14 protein-coding genes are annotated in these 15,679 nt (G+C 72.6%); 7 read left to right on the top strand and 7 right to left on the bottom strand.

Annotated features, from left to right (window positions below; genetic code table 11):
- Positions 1-6: 6 nt before the first annotated feature.
- Both ABZ016_RS09995 and ABZ016_RS09990 read right to left on the bottom strand, forming a co-directional pair.
- Positions 7-441, bottom strand: coding sequence for an ABA4-like family protein (locus tag ABZ016_RS09995; protein ID WP_356916068.1), 435 nt, complete (start codon positions 439-441; stop codon positions 7-9).
- Entirely contained in the window at positions 438-1,361 is a 924-nt protein-coding gene (locus ABZ016_RS09990; RefSeq protein WP_356916332.1) for a hypothetical protein, read from the bottom strand. The genes ABZ016_RS09995 and ABZ016_RS09990 overlap by 4 nt, the downstream gene beginning before the upstream one ends.
- Before the next feature lie 182 nt (positions 1,362-1,543).
- On the opposite strand from ABZ016_RS09990, the gene ABZ016_RS09985 reads away from it, so the two are divergent.
- The 5 genes from ABZ016_RS09985 (at position 1,544) to ABZ016_RS09965 (ending at position 5,859) form a co-directional block, all read left to right on the top strand.
- Positions 1,544-2,191 (top strand): MerR family transcriptional regulator, encoded by a 648-nt coding sequence (locus ABZ016_RS09985; RefSeq protein ID WP_356916067.1) that lies wholly within the window; start codon positions 1,544-1,546, stop codon positions 2,189-2,191.
- 98 nt (positions 2,192-2,289) lie between these two features.
- Entirely contained in the window at positions 2,290-2,610 is a 321-nt protein-coding gene (locus ABZ016_RS09980) for a GYD domain-containing protein (protein WP_356916066.1), read from the top strand.
- 56 nt (positions 2,611-2,666) lie between these two features.
- Positions 2,667-3,845: a histidine kinase gene (locus tag ABZ016_RS09975; RefSeq protein WP_356916065.1), complete on the top strand. Its 1,179-nt coding sequence runs from the start codon at positions 2,667-2,669 to the stop codon at positions 3,843-3,845.
- On the top strand, positions 3,842-4,555 hold the full coding sequence (locus tag ABZ016_RS09970; protein ID WP_356916064.1) for a response regulator transcription factor: 714 nt from the start codon (positions 3,842-3,844) through the stop codon (positions 4,553-4,555). Before ABZ016_RS09975 ends, ABZ016_RS09970 begins: the two co-directional genes overlap by 4 nt.
- Before the next feature lie 95 nt (positions 4,556-4,650).
- Positions 4,651-5,859 carry a serine hydrolase domain-containing protein gene (locus ABZ016_RS09965; RefSeq protein ID WP_356916063.1) on the top strand — a complete coding sequence of 403 codons (1,209 nt, stop codon included), beginning with the start codon at positions 4,651-4,653 and terminating at the stop codon, positions 5,857-5,859.
- Positions 5,860-5,868: 9 nt separating this feature from the next.
- On the opposite strand, the gene ABZ016_RS09960 is transcribed toward ABZ016_RS09965, so the two are convergent.
- The 3 genes from ABZ016_RS09960 to ABZ016_RS09950 form a co-directional block, all read right to left on the bottom strand.
- A complete protein-coding gene (locus ABZ016_RS09960) occupies positions 5,869-6,549 on the bottom strand; it encodes a response regulator transcription factor (RefSeq protein WP_356916062.1) in 681 nt (226 codons plus the stop codon).
- Positions 6,546-7,781 carry a sensor histidine kinase gene (locus tag ABZ016_RS09955; RefSeq protein WP_356916061.1) on the bottom strand — a complete coding sequence of 412 codons (1,236 nt, stop codon included), beginning with the start codon at positions 7,779-7,781 and terminating at the stop codon, positions 6,546-6,548. Before ABZ016_RS09955 ends, ABZ016_RS09960 begins: the two co-directional genes overlap by 4 nt.
- A 114-nt stretch (positions 7,782-7,895) precedes the next feature.
- Complete coding sequence (locus ABZ016_RS09950) at positions 7,896-10,109, bottom strand: MMPL family transporter (protein ID WP_356916060.1); 2,214 nt, start codon at positions 10,107-10,109, stop codon at positions 7,896-7,898.
- Between the two features lie 346 nt (positions 10,110-10,455).
- Between ABZ016_RS09950 and ABZ016_RS09945 the strand changes: the two genes are divergently transcribed.
- Together ABZ016_RS09945 and ABZ016_RS09940 are read left to right on the top strand one after the other, a co-directional pair.
- Positions 10,456-10,659, top strand: a complete 204-nt coding sequence (locus tag ABZ016_RS09945; protein WP_003991681.1) for a cold-shock protein — start codon at positions 10,456-10,458, stop codon at positions 10,657-10,659.
- 148 nt (positions 10,660-10,807) lie between these two features.
- Positions 10,808-12,256, top strand: coding sequence for a DEAD/DEAH box helicase (locus tag ABZ016_RS09940; protein ID WP_356916059.1), 1,449 nt, complete (start codon positions 10,808-10,810; stop codon positions 12,254-12,256).
- Here ABZ016_RS09940 and ABZ016_RS09935 read toward each other — a convergent pair.
- Both ABZ016_RS09935 and ABZ016_RS09930 read right to left on the bottom strand, forming a co-directional pair.
- Positions 12,253-13,857, bottom strand: a complete 1,605-nt coding sequence (locus tag ABZ016_RS09935; RefSeq protein WP_356916058.1) for an SMP-30/gluconolactonase/LRE family protein — start codon at positions 13,855-13,857, stop codon at positions 12,253-12,255. The two genes, ABZ016_RS09940 and ABZ016_RS09935, sit on opposite strands and share 4 nt — an antisense overlap.
- On the bottom strand, positions 13,854-15,665 hold the full coding sequence (locus ABZ016_RS09930) for an NAD(P)/FAD-dependent oxidoreductase (RefSeq protein ID WP_356916057.1): 1,812 nt from the start codon (positions 15,663-15,665) through the stop codon (positions 13,854-13,856). The genes ABZ016_RS09935 and ABZ016_RS09930 overlap by 4 nt, the downstream gene beginning before the upstream one ends.
- Between the last annotated feature and the right edge of the window lie 14 nt (positions 15,666-15,679).

The following is a 15,679-nucleotide window of genomic DNA, read 5'->3' as shown; positions in this document are numbered from 1 at the left end:
GGTCCGTCACGGAACCGCGAGCGCCCGCCGCGACCTCGCCGCGCGCAGGACGAGGAACACCAGCAGTCCGAACGGCGACAGCAGGACCGTGAGGATCAGCAGCGGCCCCATCACCAGCGCGGAGAGCTCCAGCCGCCGGCCCTCCCGGTACATCCACTGCCCGATCAGCAGATCCCAGGCGATGACCTGTGCCCAGACGGCTCCGGCACCGCCCGGGAGGGCCGTCAGGTCGCGGAAGGTGCCGAGGTCCGGGCTGCTGACCGCCGTCCACAGCTCGGGGAACACCGGTACCGCGAGCGCGAGATACACGAGGAGCACTGGCACCACGGTCAACGGTGACCCGGCGATGCGAGCGGTCGGCCCCCATCCCGGGGCGAGGATCATGAGCAGCCAGACCGGCGCGGCCAGCAGGAAGGAGAGTTCGAAGAGGAATCCGGTCATGGCGTGAGATCCCTGGAGGCGGGAGCGCGTTCGGTGCCGGGCGCGCTGAGCGACGGGGAGGTCCGGGCCGGCGGCCGCAGCGCTCCGTACGCCCCGAGAGCGACGGCCGAGAGGATCAGGCCGGCCGCCCCGAGTGTCGCCCCGTCCGGGCGGAGGAGGGGCTGACCGCGCAGTGCCTGCCACAGGACCAGGGCGAAGACGGCGGCGTACGCCCCCGAGGCGACCAGCACGAGGCGCAGCCGGACCCGGTCGTCCGCCAGGCGGGCGAAGCGTGGTGCGAGGACCGTCAGCACCATGACCAGCAGCGGCAGCAGTTGCAGCGCGTGCATGCCGAAGAAGTGGGGAATCCGCAGGTCGCCGCCGGTCGTGGACCAGCCGGTCAGCGGCATCGAGGGGCCCCCGTCGGGCACGCCCACGCTGTGCGCGCCGACCACCTTGGAGACGCCCCGGCGCTGACCTGGCGCGGGTTGCGTCATCAGGAAGCCGACGGCGGCCCCCGCCAGCGCCAGCAGGACCCCGGAGCGCATCGCCCAGGCGGACGCCCGGTCGGCGATCCGGGCGCGGAGCAGCAGCACGGCGACGACGAGCGTGCCGGCCCACAGAACGACGACCGTGACGGCCATCGCGTTGAACAACGCGCCGTCGAGCGGGGTCTCGTGGTTGAAGTGACTGCGCTTACCGCGCACGACCTGCCCGGTGATGATCACCATCTCGACGAGGCTCGTCAGTGCGACGACTGTGCCTGCCCACCAGCCCACGCGCCGGCCGCTGGGCAGGAGCGACAGCATCCAGGCCAGCGAGAGGCAGTACGCCACGAACGAGACCGAGAACTTGAACGGCTTGGCCCAGATCGGCGCCCCCACGAGAACGCGGTCGTCGACCACGAGCCCCACCGCGGACACGAGCGCCATCAGCGCCATGGCGGCCGAGAACAGCACCAGCGGTCGATGCCAGGACGTACGTAAGAAGACCATGCCCACCCCATGTCCATGATGGATAGCAGCACTATCCGCTATCCGATAGTCCCACTATCTATGATGGGTGCCGGGTCGGCAAGGGCCGGCGCGAAAGGCAGAGGCGAGTGCCGAGGAGTGAACCTGCTTTGCGCATCGGAGAGTTGAGCCGGAGGACCGGGGTGCCGGTGCCGACGATCAAGTACTACGTCCGGGAAGGGCTGCTGCCCGCGGGCGAGCTGACCAGCCGCAACCAGGCGACCTACGACGACACGCACGAACGCAGGCTCCGGCTGATCCGCGCCCTGCTCGACGTCGGCGGCATGAAGGTGGCCGAGATCGCGGACGTACTGGCGGCGGTCGACGACCCGCAGCGTCCGCTGCACAAGGTGCTCGGCGCGGCGGCGGACCGCATGGGCGGTGCGGCCGCCGAAGACGACGACGCCGAGTCGGCCGCCGCCCGCACCACCGTCGCGGACCTCATCTCCCGGCGCGGCTGGCGCACGAACGAGTCGAACCCCGCCGCCGCCGACCTCTCCCGGGCCCTCGCCGCGCTGACCCGGTTGGGCCACGGAGCCTTCGCCGAACTGCTCGACACCTATGCCGACGCCGCCGAGCAGATCGCCCGGGCCGACCTCGCCTACGTGGACCGGCGGGTGGCCGTGGAGGACATGGTGGAGGGCGTGGTGATCGGCACCGTCCTCGGCGAGGCGGTGCTCAGCGCACTGCGCCGTATGGCCCACGTCGACGCGTCGGCCAGGCTCTACGGCACGCAAGCGGCAGAAGACCCCGTCTGACGCCGGCCAACGGGTGAATGCGAGCCCGCGTGCACAGCGACCGCCGACGCACCGGGAAGGCATCCCGCACACCGGACGACCGACGGGCGGAAACAGTCATGCCGAAGTTCCTCATCCAGGCCAGCTACACCGCAGAAGGCACCAAGGGTCTGCTCCAGGAAGGGGCGAGTGGGCGTCGGGCCGCTGTCGAGCAGGTCGTCAGCGGGCTCGGCGGCCGGGTCGAGGCGATGTACTTCACCTTCGGGGCGGACGACCTCGTGATGATCGTCGACTTCCCCGACAGCGTCTCCATGGCCGCCGTCAGCCTCACCGTCAAGGCCAGCGGGACCGTGCAGACCCGGGCGACGCCGCTGGTCACCCTCGACGAGATCGACGAGGCCGTCCGCCGGGAGGTCAAGTTCCGGGCCGCGGGAGCGTGACGCGGGAGCGGTGATCCGGTCGCACCGGACCGGCCTGCCCGTTACCGTGTGGTCGCGTGGGGGGCATACGCGGGGACTTACGGGTGTGGTGGGAGCGCGGCCGGGCGCTGGGAGCGGCCAATCCCCTGGTCGTCGACATCGGTCTCGCGCTCCTCGTGCAGATTGCGATGACCATGCCGTTCGTCGTGCCGCGGGCGGCCGGGGCGCCACCGGCGACCTGGGGTGCCTACGGGCTGAGCACCCTCACCGTGGTGCCCCTCGTCTGGCGGCGGCGCGCCCCCGTCGCCGTGCTGTTCGGGGTGCTGGCCACGAGCGCGCTGTACCGGTTCACCCTGGACGGGCCAGGGCAGCCGTTGCCGTACACCGGGCTGGTGGTCGTCTACACGATCGCCGCGCTGTCCTCGGCCCGCAAGCGGATCGCCACCGGGGCCGTGCTGCTGGTCGCCGTGCCGGTGGGGGTCTGGCTCAACACCCGGTCCGCCCGTGAACTGACCTTCTCCCTCTTCGTGTTCGCGGCCGCCTACGGCTTCGGGCGGCTCACCGACGCCCGGCAGCGCGCGAACCGTGTCGAGGCCGAGCAGGCCGCCGCGCGGGAACGGGCCCGGATCGCCCGGGAGATGCACGACATCCTGTCCCACGCGGTGAGCCTGATGATCGTCCAGGCGGAGGCCGGGCCGGTGGCGGTGCGGGCCGCGCCGGAGCGGGCCGAGGCCGCTTTCGACGCCATCTCGGCGGCCGGGCGGGACGCCATGGCGCAGCTGCGGCGGATGCTGGGGGTGCTGCGGGAGGACGGCGACGAGGGCACCGGCGCCGCCCCGCGTGAGCCGCAGCCGGGCCTCGCCGACCTGCCCGGACTGCTCGAACGGGTGCGGGCCGGTGGACTCGACGTGCGGTACGGGACGGCCGGCGTCGCCCGGCCGCTGCCGGGGGCGGTCGCGGCGACCGTCTTCCGGGTCGTCCAGGAGGCCCTGACCAATACCGTCAGGCATGCGGACGCCCGCACCGTGGCCGTGCAACTGACGTACGAGGACGGTGAGTTGTGCGTGCGGGTGACGGACGACGGGCGGGGGCCGCAGGCCGGTTCCGGCGGGAGCGGGCACGGGCTGGTCGGGATCCGGGAGCGGGCCGCGGCACACGGAGGGACCGCGATGACCGGGCGGGGAGCCGACGGGCGGGGGTTCGAGGTGCTGGTCCGGCTGCCGGTACCGGCCCCGGTGGAGGAGGCGGCGGCATGACGATCCGGGTGGTCGTGGCCGACGACCAGGAGCTGGTGCGCAGCGGATTCGCCCTGATCCTGGACGTCCAGCCGGACATCGAGGTCGTCGCGGAGGTGGGCGACGGGGCCGAGGCCGTGGCGGCGGTGCGGCGGTACGCGGCCGACGTGGCGCTGCTCGACGTCCGGATGCCGCGCCTGGACGGGATCGAGGCCTGCCGGGAGATCAGCGGTGCCGGCGGCTGCCGGTGCGTGATGCTCACGACCTTCGACTCCGACGAGTACGTGTACGACGCGCTGCACGCGGGCGCGAGCGGCTTCCTGCTCAAGGACGTACGCCGGGACGACCTCGTGCATGCCGTGCGGGTCGTCGCCCAGGGCGATTCGCTGCTCGCGCCGTCCGTGGCCCGGCGGCTGGTGGAGCAGTACACCCGGCCCGCCGCCACCCGGCCGCGCCGGCCCGATCCCCGGCTGGACGTGCTGACCGGGCGGGAGCGCGAGACGCTGCTGCTGCTCGCGCGGGGCCTGTCGAACGCCGAGATCGCCGCCGAGCTGGTGGTCAGCGACCACACGGTGAAGACGCACGTCGGCAACGTGCTGGCCAAACTCGGGCTGCGGGACCGGATCCAGGCCGTGATCTGCGCCTACGAGACCGGGCTGGTCGCGGCCGGGGATCCCCCGCCCGGGGGAGCGCCCCGGGCCGGTTCCTCCCCCACGTCGGCGAGGAACTGACCGCCCGGAACCGCCTGCGGGGGCGATCCGCGCGACGTCCCGGGTCCGGAGGATGGAGCCGTCCACAACAACGGCTCACACCAACGGAGTTGACCATGAAGAACACGGCTCGTGGTGGTCTCGCGGCCGCCCTCCTCGTCGTGGGGATCGTCGCCGGCCCGTCGGTCCTCCCGGCCGGTGCCGCCCCTCTTCCGGCCACCGCGCACGCCCCGGCCCCCCGCTCGGCCACCACGGCGTCCGAAACGGTCCCGGACGACACCCGCGCCGCCCTCGCAGCGGCCATCGCCGGGCTGCCCACCGACGACGCCACCGCCGCACTCGTGCGCGTCGGCGGTCGCGAGGGCGTCTGGCGCGGCAGTTCCGGCGTGCACGACCTGCGGAGCAACCGGCCGGCCGACCCGGACGCCCGGTTCCGCGCCGGTTCCGTGACCAAGGTCTTCACCGCGGCGGTCGCCCTGCAACTGGCCGCCGAGGGCGAGCTGGACCTCGACCGCAGTGCCCGCTCGTACCTGCCGGACCTGATCCCGGCGTCGTACGCGGGCGTCACCGTGCGGCAGTTGCTCAACCACACGCACGGCATCCCGGCCCCGGACTTCTCCGGAAACACGGTCGAGGAGGTGTACGCGAACCGCTTCCATGTCTACGACCCCGAGGACATGGTCCGCTCGGCCACGTCGAAGGAGCGCGAGTTCGCGCCGGGCGAGAGCCAGCACTACCTCAACATCGGGTACACGATCGCCGGACTGCTGATCGAGCGCGTCACCGGTGACTCCTACGAACACCAGGTCGCCCGGCGGGTGCTGAAGCCACTGGGGCTGTCCGGCACCTACTTCCCGGGGAAGAACCCCCGCATCGCCGGGCCGCACAACCACGGCTACCAGCGGATGCGGCTGGACGACGGCACCACCGGACTGCGTGACGCGTCCGTGTGGGGGGCGACGGACGGCTGGGCGGCCGGTGACATCATCTCGACGACGGCGGACCTGGAGCGCTTCACGCAGGCGCTGTTCGCGGGACAGGTGGTGCGCGGGCCGCTGCTGGAGCAGATGTTCACCCTGCCGAAGGTGACCGACTTCAGGACGGGGAAGCCGGCCGCGTACTCCGTGGGCCTGTCGATGAAGGTGCTGGGCGGCCGCGAGGTGTGGGGCAAGACGGGCGGACGCTGGGGCTACAACGCGGCGATCGCCGCCACCCGCGGCGGCTCCCGCACCCTCGTCTACAGCGTCAACTCCACGGACGCCAAGGGCCAGGACATGAACAAGGTCGCGGAGAACCTCATGGTGGCGGCGTTCGGCCGGCCGTGACCGGCGCCCTCACCTCACCGGCGGAACCGCCCGCACCAGACCCGTCTGGTAGGCGATGACGACCAGTTGCGCACGGTCCCGGGCGTCCAGCTTGGTCATGGCCCGGTGGATGTGGGTGCGCACGGTCAGCGGGCTGAGGGTCAGGTCCTCGGCGATCTCGGTGTTGGACCTGCCCTCCGCGGCCAGGGCCATCACCTCGCGTTCGCGGACCGTGAGGTCGGCCAGGCGTTCCGGCGGTGCCAGGTGGGTCTCGGGGGCGGGGGCCAGGAGGAAGCGGGTGATGAGGGAACGGGTGGCGACGGGTGAGAGGAGGGCCTCGCCGGAGGCCACCGTGCGCAGGCCCGCCAGCAGCGTGTCGGCGGTGACGTCCTTGCCGAGGAAGCCGCTGGCACCGGCGCGCAGCGCCTGGGCGACGTAGTCCTCGGTCTCGAAGGTCGTCAGGATGAGGACACGGGTGGCGGACAGTTCCGGGTCGGCGCAGAGCGTGGCGGTGGCGGCGAGGCCGTCGGTGCCGGGCATGCGGATGTCCATGAGGACGATGTCGGGGTGGTGGGCGCGGGTCAGCTCCACCGCTTCCGCGCCGTCGGAGGCCTCGGCGACCACTTCCATGTCCGCGCAGGAGTCGATGAGGATCCGGAAGGTGGCCCGCAGCAGGGCCTGGTCGTCGGCGAGCAGCACCCTGATGCTCATGCTGTCGTTCCTTCCGCGAGGTGGGTGGCGGGTTGCAGCGGCAGGGCCGTGGTGACCTCGAAGCCGCCCTGGGGGCGGGGCCCGGCGCACAGTTCGCCGCCGATGGAGAGGGCGCGTTCGCGCATGCCCATGACGCCGAAGCCGCGGCCCGGTGCGGGCTCGGCGGCGGTGGGGCCGTCGTTGGTGACGGTGATCAGCAGACGGGAGCCGGTGTAGGCGAGGGTGACGTGGGCGGCCTCGGCGGCGGCGTGCTTGGTGACATTGGTGAGGGCCTCCTGCACGATCCGGAAGGCCGTCAGGTCCACGCCCGGCGAGAGCGGCCGCGGCTCCCCCTCGGTGGTGACGGTGACGTCCAGGCCCGCCGACGCGCACGCCGTGACCAGCTCGGGCAGGCGGGCGAGCCCGGGGGACGGTTCCAGCGCCGGGGAACCGGGGTCCTCGTCGTTCTGCCGCAGCAGGCCCAGCGTGGCCTTCAGCTCCCGCAGCGCGGAGGACGTGGTGCCGGTCAGGTCGGTGAGGATCTTCTGGGTCTGCTCGGGGCTGGTGAGCGCGAGGTGCGCGGCGGTGCCGGCCTGGGCGTTGGCCAGGGCCATGTGGTGGGCGACGACGTCGTGCAGCTCGCGGGCGATGCGCATCCGTTCCTCGGTGACACGCAGCCGGGCCTCCTCCTCCCGGGTGCGCTCGGCGTGTTCGGCGCGAGCCTGGACGGCACGGAGGTAGGCGCGCCGCACCTGGGCCCCGCGGCCGGCGGCCAGCGGCAGCAGCAGCCAGAAGAACGGGCCGATCGTCCGCAGCACCAGGGACAGGTGGTCCATGGAGTCGGCGAACACGGCCGCGATCGTCACCACCACCATGGTGGTGAGGCCGTAGACGCGGGTGGTCCTGCGGTCGGTGTCCGCGGCCAGCCAGTAGAGGGCCGCCATGAGCGGGGCGAGCATCAGGGGCGTCAGCAGGTAGCCCAGCGCGATCGCGGCCACCGTGCAGATCGCGGTGACGGTGAGGGAGGTGCGCGGATGGGTGCGGTGCTTGAGCAGGCTGAGGCAGGAGATACCCATGAGCACGGTGGCCGTCTTGTCCTGGTCCGGCGGGTCGGCGCCGGGCAGGGTGAGGGAGCCGCCGAGTGTCGCGCAGCCCATCAGCGCCAGGGCCATCGTCAGGTCGACGAGGAAGGCGTGGCGGGCCGTGAACTCCTCCAGGCGGTCCTGGTAGCGCCGCTCCAGGGTGGTGGTCATGGGGCTCTCCGGGGGGTGGGGCTGGGTCCATCGTGGTCGACCCGGGGCGGGAACGCCCTGGGGGCCGCCCGTGTCCTTCGCCACGGGCGGCCCCGGCCGGGATGGATCGTGGGATCAGGTGCGCACCGGTTCCAGGCCGGGTGCGGCCTCCGGGGCGGGCTCCCCGGTGTCCGGCCCGCGGCTGAGCGCCTCGCCCTCCACATCGACGCGGGGCAGCGCCCGGTCCAGCCACTTCGGCAGCCACCAGGCCTTGTGGCCGAGCAGGGCGAGCACGGCGGGCACGATCGCCATGCGGACGACGAAGGCGTCGAACAGGACGGCGGAGGCGAGTCCGAAACCGATCATCTTGATCATGGAGTCGCTCTCGCCGATGAACCCGGCGAACACCGCGATCATGATCAGGGCGGCCGCCACGACCACGCGGGCGCTGTGCCGGAAGCCGGACGTGACCGCCTGCGCGGGCGACTCGCCGTGCACGTACGCCTCCCGCATCCGTGAGACGAGGAACACCTCGTAGTCCATGGCGAGCCCGAAGACGATGCCCACCAGGAAGATCGGCATCAGGCTCATGATGGGGCCGGTCTGCTCCACCCCGAGGAGTTCCGCGCCGTGGCCCTGCTGGAAGACCACCACGACCGCGCCGAGGGAGGCCAGCACCGACAGCAGGAAACCGAGGGCCGCCTTGAGCGGGACCAGCACGGAGCGGAACACCACCAGCAGCAGGACGATCGCGAGGCCGACGACGACGATCAGGTACGGGATCAGCGCGGCCTGCACCTTGTCGGCGATGTCGATGTTGAGCGCGGTGGTGCCGGTGACCTCGTAGCTCGCGCCGGTGCGGGACTCGATGCCGGGACGCTCGTCACGGATGGTCGTCACCAGGTTCTTGGTCTTCTCGTCGGTCGGGGCGGTGGCGGGAACCACGGAGAAGACGGCGGTGTCGCCGGCGTCGTTGAAACGGGCCGGGGAGACGGACACGACGCCCCCGGTGGAGCCGATGTCCTTGGCGATGGTGCCCGCGGCCCTCTTCGGGTCGGTGGCGCCCTTGCCGTCCACGACGATGGTCAGCGGCCCGTTGAAGCCCGGCCCGAAGCCCTCGGCGAGCGCGTCGTAGGCCCGGCGTTCGGTGGTGGAGACCGGCTTGGCCTCGTCGCCGGGCATGCCCAGCTGGAGGTCGGCCGCGGGCAGGGCGAGGGCGCCGAGGCCGACGACACCGAGGAGCAGGACGGGCAGCGGGCGGCGCAGCACGAACCGGGCCCAGCGGGTGCCGGCGCCCGCCTCGCCGCTCTCCTCGATCCGGCCGCTGCGGCGGGCCCGCCGGGTGAGCACGGCGTTCGGCCAGAAGCCGAGGAACGCCGGGACGAGGGTCAGCGCGATCAGCACGGCGACGACGACGGCGCCCGCGGCGGCCAGTCCCATCTTGGTGAGCATGGGGATGCCGACCACGGCGAGCCCGGCCAGCGCGATGACGACGGTGAGCCCGGCGAACACGACCGCCGACCCGGCCGTGCCCACGGCCAGTGCGGCCGCCTCCTGCGGCACCCGTCCCTTGGCGCGCTCCTCCCGGTAGCGGGAGACGACGAACAGGGCGTAGTCGATGCCGACGGCGAGGCCCAGCATCATCGCCAGGGTGCCGGTGGTCGTGGACAGGCCGAGGGCGGAGGACAGGGCGAGGATCGTGGCCATGCTGACGCCGACGCCGATGACGGCGGTCAGCAGGGGCAGCCCGGCGGCGGCCAGGGACCCGAAGGTGATGAGGAGCACCACGGCGGCGATCGCGACGCCGATCACCTCGGCCATGCCGCCCGGCCCGCCGTCCGCGGCGAGCGCGGTGCCGCCCGCCTCGACGGTCAGGCCGGAGTCGCGGGCCTGGTCGATGGTCCTCTCCAGGTGGGTGCGGCCGGCGTCGGTGAGGTCGTCGGCGCCGACCTTGTAGGTGACGGTCGCGAAGGCGGTGGAGCCGTCCCGGCTGATCGTCTTCGCCCGGAACGGGTCGACGGCGCTCGCGACCTGCGTGCCGTCGCCGAGACCGGCCACGGCCTTCTCGACGGCCTGCCTGTTCCCGGCCGCCGTCACCTTCTCGCCGTCCGGCGCGATGAACACGACCCGGGCGGTCGCCCCGTCGGCCGTGGCCCCGGGGAAACGCTGTTCCATCAGGTCGAACGCCTTCTGGGACTCGATGCCGGGCATCGAGAACTCCTCGTCGACGGCCCCCGGCGCCTTGAGCGCACCCAGCCCCACGGCGGCCAGGACGGCCGCCCAGACCAGGGCGACGTACCAGCGTCGCCGGAAGGCCAGACGGCCCACTCGATACAGGAAAGTTGCCACGGCAGCAGGTCTCCACATCTGGTGTCGATCGTCTGCCAAGGCTCTCCGCGAGGGGCCCGTCCCGTCGTCGTGCGGCTGCCGACAATCCGGACTACTGAGAACGCAGTACCAGCCGCCGGGAGGTCCACCTCGGGTACGAGATTCCCGAGCCTTCCGCCCCGACCTGTGCTACCTTCGCTGGTGTTGCAGTTTTGGTTCCCAGAGACTTCGAGTGCTCTTCGACCTTTGTCGACGAGCACTCTTTTTTGTTTCCGAGGCTTCTCGGATCTCTCCGTAGGGTGATCATTTCGGCGACTACGGGCCCGCAAGGTGCGGGCCCTGAGTACTGCCCTCAAGGGAGATTCATATGGCTACCGGCACCGTGAAGTGGTTCAACTCGGAAAAGGGCTTCGGCTTCATCGAGCAGGAGGGTGGCGGTCCGGACGTGTTCGCCCACTACTCGAACATCGCCACCTCCGGCTTCCGTGAGCTCCAGGAAGGCCAGAAGGTGACCTTCGACGTCACGCAGGGCCAGAAGGGCCCGCAGGCCGAGAACATCGTTCCCGCCTGACGCGGACGTATGCCCTGACCGGGGCCCGCACCCTCGCGGTGCGGGCCTCGGCTCGTTTCATTCATTTCCGGCTCAATCTTGCGAATCCTGCGGCCCTCCGGCGCCGCCGCGCATTCCCCGACACGTGCCGCATCGAGGAAGGTTCCCCATGGACCGCACGGCTCGCAGGAACAACGGCTCCTCCCACTCCCGTAACAACGGTTTCCGGTCTCGCAAGGCCGGCGGCTCAGGCACCGCGTCCCGTCCGGCGGGCGGCGGCCGCGGCGGGCGGCGTCCCGCCGGCGGCCAGGAGTTCGCACCGCCGGCCACCGTCACCCCGGCGCTCCCCGCCGTCGAGGCGTTCGCCGACCTCGGCCTGCCCGAGCGGCTGCTGACCGCGCTGAGCGCCGAGGGCGTGCTCACGCCGTTCCCGATCCAGGCGGCCACGCTGCCGAACTCGCTGGCCGGGCGGGACGTGCTGGGCCGCGGGCGCACCGGGTCGGGCAAGACGCTCGCCTTCGGTCTCGCGCTGCTGGCCCGTACCGCGGGGCAGCGGGCCGAGTCCCGGCAGCCCCTGGCCCTCGTCCTCGTCCCCACGCGGGAACTGGCCCAGCAGGTCACCGACGCCCTCACCCCGTTCGCCCGCGCGCTGCGGCTGCGGCTCGCCACGGTGGTCGGCGGCCTGTCCATCGGCCGCCAGGCGAACGCGCTGCACTCCGGGGCCGAGGTCGTCGTCGCGACGCCAGGCCGGCTCAAGGACCTCATAGACCGCGGCGACTGCCGTCTGGACCGCGTCGCCATCACGGTGCTCGACGAGGCCGACCAGATGACCGACATGGGCTTCATGCCGCAGGTGACCGCGCTGCTCGACCAGGTCGCCCCGGGCGGCCAGCGGATGCTGTTCTCGGCGACCCTGGACCGCAACGTCGACCGCCTGGTCCGCGCCTACCTGCACGATCCCGTCGTGCACTCGGTCGACCCGTCCGCGGGCGCGGTCACCACGATGGAGCACCACCTGCTGCACGTGGAGGACGACGACAAGCACGCCACCACGACGCAGATCGCCGCCCGCGACGGACGCGTGATCATGTTCCTCGACACCAAGCACGCCGCCGACCGGCTGGCCAAGAAGCTGCTGGCGGTCGGGGTGCGCGCTTCCGCCCTGCACGGCGGGAAGTCCCAGTCGCAGCGCACCCGCACCCTGACGCGGTTCAAGGACGGCGAGGTCACGGTCCTGGTGGCCACCAACGTCGCCGCCCGTGGCATCCACGTCGACAACCTCGACCTCGTCGTCAACGTGGACCCGCCGGGCGACCACAAGGACTATCTGCACCGGGGCGGCCGTACTGCCCGCGCCGGTGAGTCCGGCACCGTCGTGACGCTGGTCCTGCCCCACCAGCGCCGCGAGATGACCCGGCTGATGGCCGACGCCGGCATCACCCCGCAGGTCACGCGGGTCCGCTCGGGCGAGCCCGAACTGAACCGCATCACCGGCGCGCAGGCCCCCTCGGGCGTGCCCGTCGTCCTCGCCCCGCCGCCCGCCGAGAACCGCCCGGCGCGCACGGGTGCCGCCCGGGGCGGACGGCGCGGCAGGCCTTCCCGGGGCCGCCGCCGTTAGGTCGTGTCCGCCGGCGACAGCCGCACCACCGTGCCCTCGCCGTTCGACGACAGGAGCAGGGAGCCGTCCGGGCCGGCGGTGAGCCCGGCGAACCGGGCCGCCACGCCGGGCAGTCCGTGGGTGAAGAGGGCGGGAGCCGGGCCCGGGGTGGTGCCCGGGGGGACGCCGACGGCCAGGTCCTCGGCCTCGACACGGGCCTGGCCCGTCGTCAGGGAGACCGACCACAGCCGGCGGTGTCCGGTGTCCACGGTGAACAGGTCGTCGCCGTGGACCGTCACGCCCTGCGGGGCGCCGAGGCCCTCCGCCAGCGGCACCGCCTCGCCGTCGTCGAGGCGCAGTACCGCTCCCCGGTGGTCGTCGGTGACGTAGCAGCGCCCGTCGGCGTCCAGCGCCACGTCGACGGGGTGGTCCAGGCCCTCCGCCACGACCGTGACCGTGTCGTCCGTCCCGTCGAGGGCGACGACACGTCCGGCGCCCGTCTCGGCGACCAGGAGGGTGCCGTCGGCGCGGGTCGCGATGCCGAGGGGCTGGTTCAGGCCCGTCGCCCGGATCCGGGTGGTGCCGGTGGCGGGGTCGTAGGTCTGCACGGTGCCGAACTGCGAGGTGGTGTGCAGGACGTCGCCGTCGGCCGTGATGCCGTGGAAGAAGGGCTGGAGGATCTCCGTGGTCACGTCGCCCGACCCGCCGTCGGCGGGCTGCTCGGGGCGGGCCACCCGGTAGTGGTCCGCCGCGTACACCGTGCCGCCCAGGTCGACCGTCACGCCGTAGGGGCCGTCCAGGCCGCGCGGGACGACGGGGCGGGTGCGGCCGTCGGGGTGCAGTTCCGTGATGCCGCCGCTCGCGAAGCTGGAGACGAACATGCGGTTCTCCGCGTCGAACGCGGCGTTGTCCAGGCCGACGACCCCGCTGGTCACCAGCGAGCGGGAGCCACCGCCGTGCAGGTCGACGCGGGTGACGATGCCCTCGGGGCCGCGTGACAGGACGTGCAGGACACCGCCCTGGTCGAAGCGGACCGCGACCGGGTCGTGCACGTCCTCGGCGACGACCTCGGGCACCCCGCCGTCGGGAGGGATGCGCCAGACCTGCCTGCTGATCATGTGCGGGTAGTAGAGGCAGCCGTCCGGGCCCAGCTGCATCGCGTTGCCGAAGGCCAGCCCGTCGGTGAGGACGACCGGGTCACCGCCCTCCGGGAAGAGCTCCAGCAGCCGGCCGTTCATCCGCATCTCGTTGACGAAGAGCCGGTCGCCGACGCAGGTGATCCCGTTGGGCACCTTCACCTCGTCGGAGACCAGCGAGTACTCTCCCTCGGGGCCGCGGCGCCACACCCGGCCGGGGACCAGGTCGGCGATGTACATCGACCCGTCCGCCCCGAAGGCCAGGTCGTCGGGCGAGCGGACCGGGCCGTCCGGCGGTACGACCACCTCGACGTCCCCGGTGGCCGGGTCCACGGCGCTGATCTGCCCGGCGAGGAACTGCGCGACGTACAGCCGCCCGTCGGGACCGAACGCCACACCGTTCGAACCGCACAGCGGATTGGGGGAGTTGAGGCGGCGGGCCTGCCAGCGGGTACTTCCCTCGCGGCCGCTCGAACGCCCCGTCATGACTCCTCCACCAGTACCTCGTCCATGCCGCCCTCCGCGCGCCAGCGCCGGATCAGCCCGTAGAACGCGATCGGGCCGTCGCCGTACGACTCGCCGCGCGGCCTCGGCATGCCCTCGCCGTTGTAGTAGCCGGGGGTGCACTCGGACTGGAACCGGTACAGGTCGACCGACTTCTCCCGGATCGTGGCCCCCCAGGCGGCCTCCGCCTCGGCGGTCGGCTCCACACACCGGACCCGGCGCCGGCGGGCCTCGGCGATCACCTCGGCGACGTGGGAGGCCTGTTCGTCCAGGACGTGCACGTAGTTGACGGAGCTGGCACTCTGCACCGAGCCGAGCATGAACAGGTTGGGGAAGCCCCGGCTGTAGAAGCCGTGCAGGGTCCTCGGGCCGGTCTGCCGCCAGGCCTCCAGCAGGGCGGTGCCGCCCCTGCCGTAGGCGGGGAGCCGCCCGGACAGCAGCCCCGAGACGCCGACCTCGAAGCCGGTGCCGAAGACGACGCAGTCGACCTCGTACTCCACCCCGCCGACCACGACCGCGTGCTCCGTGATGCGTTCCACTCCCCCGTGGTCGGCCGTGTCCACGAGGGTGACGTTCGGCCGGTTGAAGGTCTCCAGGTACGCGTCGCTGAAGGTGGGCCGCTTGCACATGTAGCGGTACCAGGGCTTGAGGGCCTCGGCGGTCGCCGGGTCGTCGACGACGGCGTCCACCCGGGCCCGCAGCTCGTTCATCTTCTGGAAGTCGGCGATCTCCTCCAGACGTTCGCGTTCCTCCGGGGTGAGTCCGGCGTAGCTGTTCGTCGGGATGAGCTTCTGCTGGAGGCGGGCGCTGCTGGTCCAGCCGTCGGCCACCAGGTCCTCCTCGACCCGGCCGCCGGTGACGACCGTGAGGAAGTTGTCCCGGCGGGCCCGCGCCCAGCCGGGCTCCAGCGAAGCGGCCCACTCGGGGTCGGTGGGGCGCTGTCCGCGTACGTCCACGGAGGACGGGGTGCGCTGGAACACGTACAAGTGCTGGGCGTCCCGGCCCAGGTGGGGGACGACCTGGATGGCGGTGGCGCCGGTGCCGATGAGGGCGACGCGCTTGTCGGCGAGCCCCGTCAGGCCGCCGTTCGCGTCGCCGCCGGTGTAGTCGTAGTCCCAGCGGCTGGTGTGGAACATGTGGCCCTTGAAGGTCTCGATGCCTTCGATGCCGGGCAGTTTGGGCTGGCTGAGCAGCCCGGTGGCCACGACGACGTGACGGGCGGTCATGCGGTCGCCGCGGTCGGTCGTGACGATCCACGCGGACTCGCCCTCGTCCCAGCGGAGTTCGCTCACCTGCGTCCCGAAGCAGGCGTCGCGGTAGAGGCCGAAGTGCCGTGCGATCGCCTGGGCGTGCTCCCGGATCTCCTCGCCCGGCGCGTACTTCCACTTCGGGACGTAGCCGAGTTCCTCCAGCAGCGGCATGTAGACGTACGACTCGATGTCGCAGTGGATGCCGGGGTAGCGGTTCCAGTACCAGGTGCCGCCGAAGTCGCCGCCCTTCTCGATGATCCGGACGTCCTCCAGACCCGCCTGGCGCAGCCGGGCACCGGCCAGCAGGCCGCCGAACCCGCCGCCGACGACGACCACGTCGACGTGGTCGTGCAGGGGCTCCCGGGTGCGCCCGGGCCCGGCGTGCGGGTCCTCGTCGAAGCGGCCGAACTCGCCGGTGGTGCGCCGGTACTGACGGTTGCCGTCCGGTCTGATCCGCCGGTCGCGCTCGGCCCGGTACCGCTCGCGCAGGGCGTCCGGGTCGAAGTCCAGGGCGGGTGCCGGGCTGTGGGGGGTGGACATGGCTGTCCTCTTCC

The organism is Streptomyces sp. NPDC006372, assembly GCF_040612515.1.
Classification (GTDB): domain Bacteria; phylum Actinomycetota; class Actinomycetes; order Streptomycetales; family Streptomycetaceae; genus Streptomyces.
Note: the sequence above shows the minus strand (reverse complement) of the source record. Positions and strands in the feature narration are given on the sequence as shown.

Excerpts from the sequence above, each read along its gene's own strand:
- ABZ016_RS09995 (WP_356916068.1), bottom strand. The coding sequence starts at position 441 with ATGACCGGATTCCTCTTCGAACTCTCCTTCCTGCTGGCCGCGCCGGTC.
- ABZ016_RS09990 (WP_356916332.1), bottom strand. The coding sequence starts at position 1,361 with ATGGCGCTGATGGCGCTCGTGTCCGCGGTGGGGCTCGTGGTCGACGAC.
- ABZ016_RS09980 (WP_356916066.1), top strand. The coding sequence starts at position 2,290 with ATGCCGAAGTTCCTCATCCAGGCCAGCTACACCGCAGAAGGCACCAAG.
- ABZ016_RS09970 (WP_356916064.1), top strand. The coding sequence starts at position 3,842 with ATGACGATCCGGGTGGTCGTGGCCGACGACCAGGAGCTGGTGCGCAGC.
- ABZ016_RS09965 (WP_356916063.1), top strand. The coding sequence starts at position 4,651 with ATGAAGAACACGGCTCGTGGTGGTCTCGCGGCCGCCCTCCTCGTCGTG.
- ABZ016_RS09960 (WP_356916062.1), bottom strand. The coding sequence starts at position 6,549 with ATGAGCATCAGGGTGCTGCTCGCCGACGACCAGGCCCTGCTGCGGGCC.
- ABZ016_RS09955 (WP_356916061.1), bottom strand. The coding sequence starts at position 7,781 with ATGACCACCACCCTGGAGCGGCGCTACCAGGACCGCCTGGAGGAGTTC.
- ABZ016_RS09945 (WP_003991681.1), top strand. The coding sequence starts at position 10,456 with ATGGCTACCGGCACCGTGAAGTGGTTCAACTCGGAAAAGGGCTTCGGC.
- ABZ016_RS09940 (WP_356916059.1), top strand. The coding sequence starts at position 10,808 with ATGGACCGCACGGCTCGCAGGAACAACGGCTCCTCCCACTCCCGTAAC.
- ABZ016_RS09935 (WP_356916058.1), bottom strand. The coding sequence starts at position 13,857 with ATGACGGGGCGTTCGAGCGGCCGCGAGGGAAGTACCCGCTGGCAGGCC.
- ABZ016_RS09930 (WP_356916057.1), bottom strand. The coding sequence starts at position 15,665 with ATGTCCACCCCCCACAGCCCGGCACCCGCCCTGGACTTCGACCCGGAC.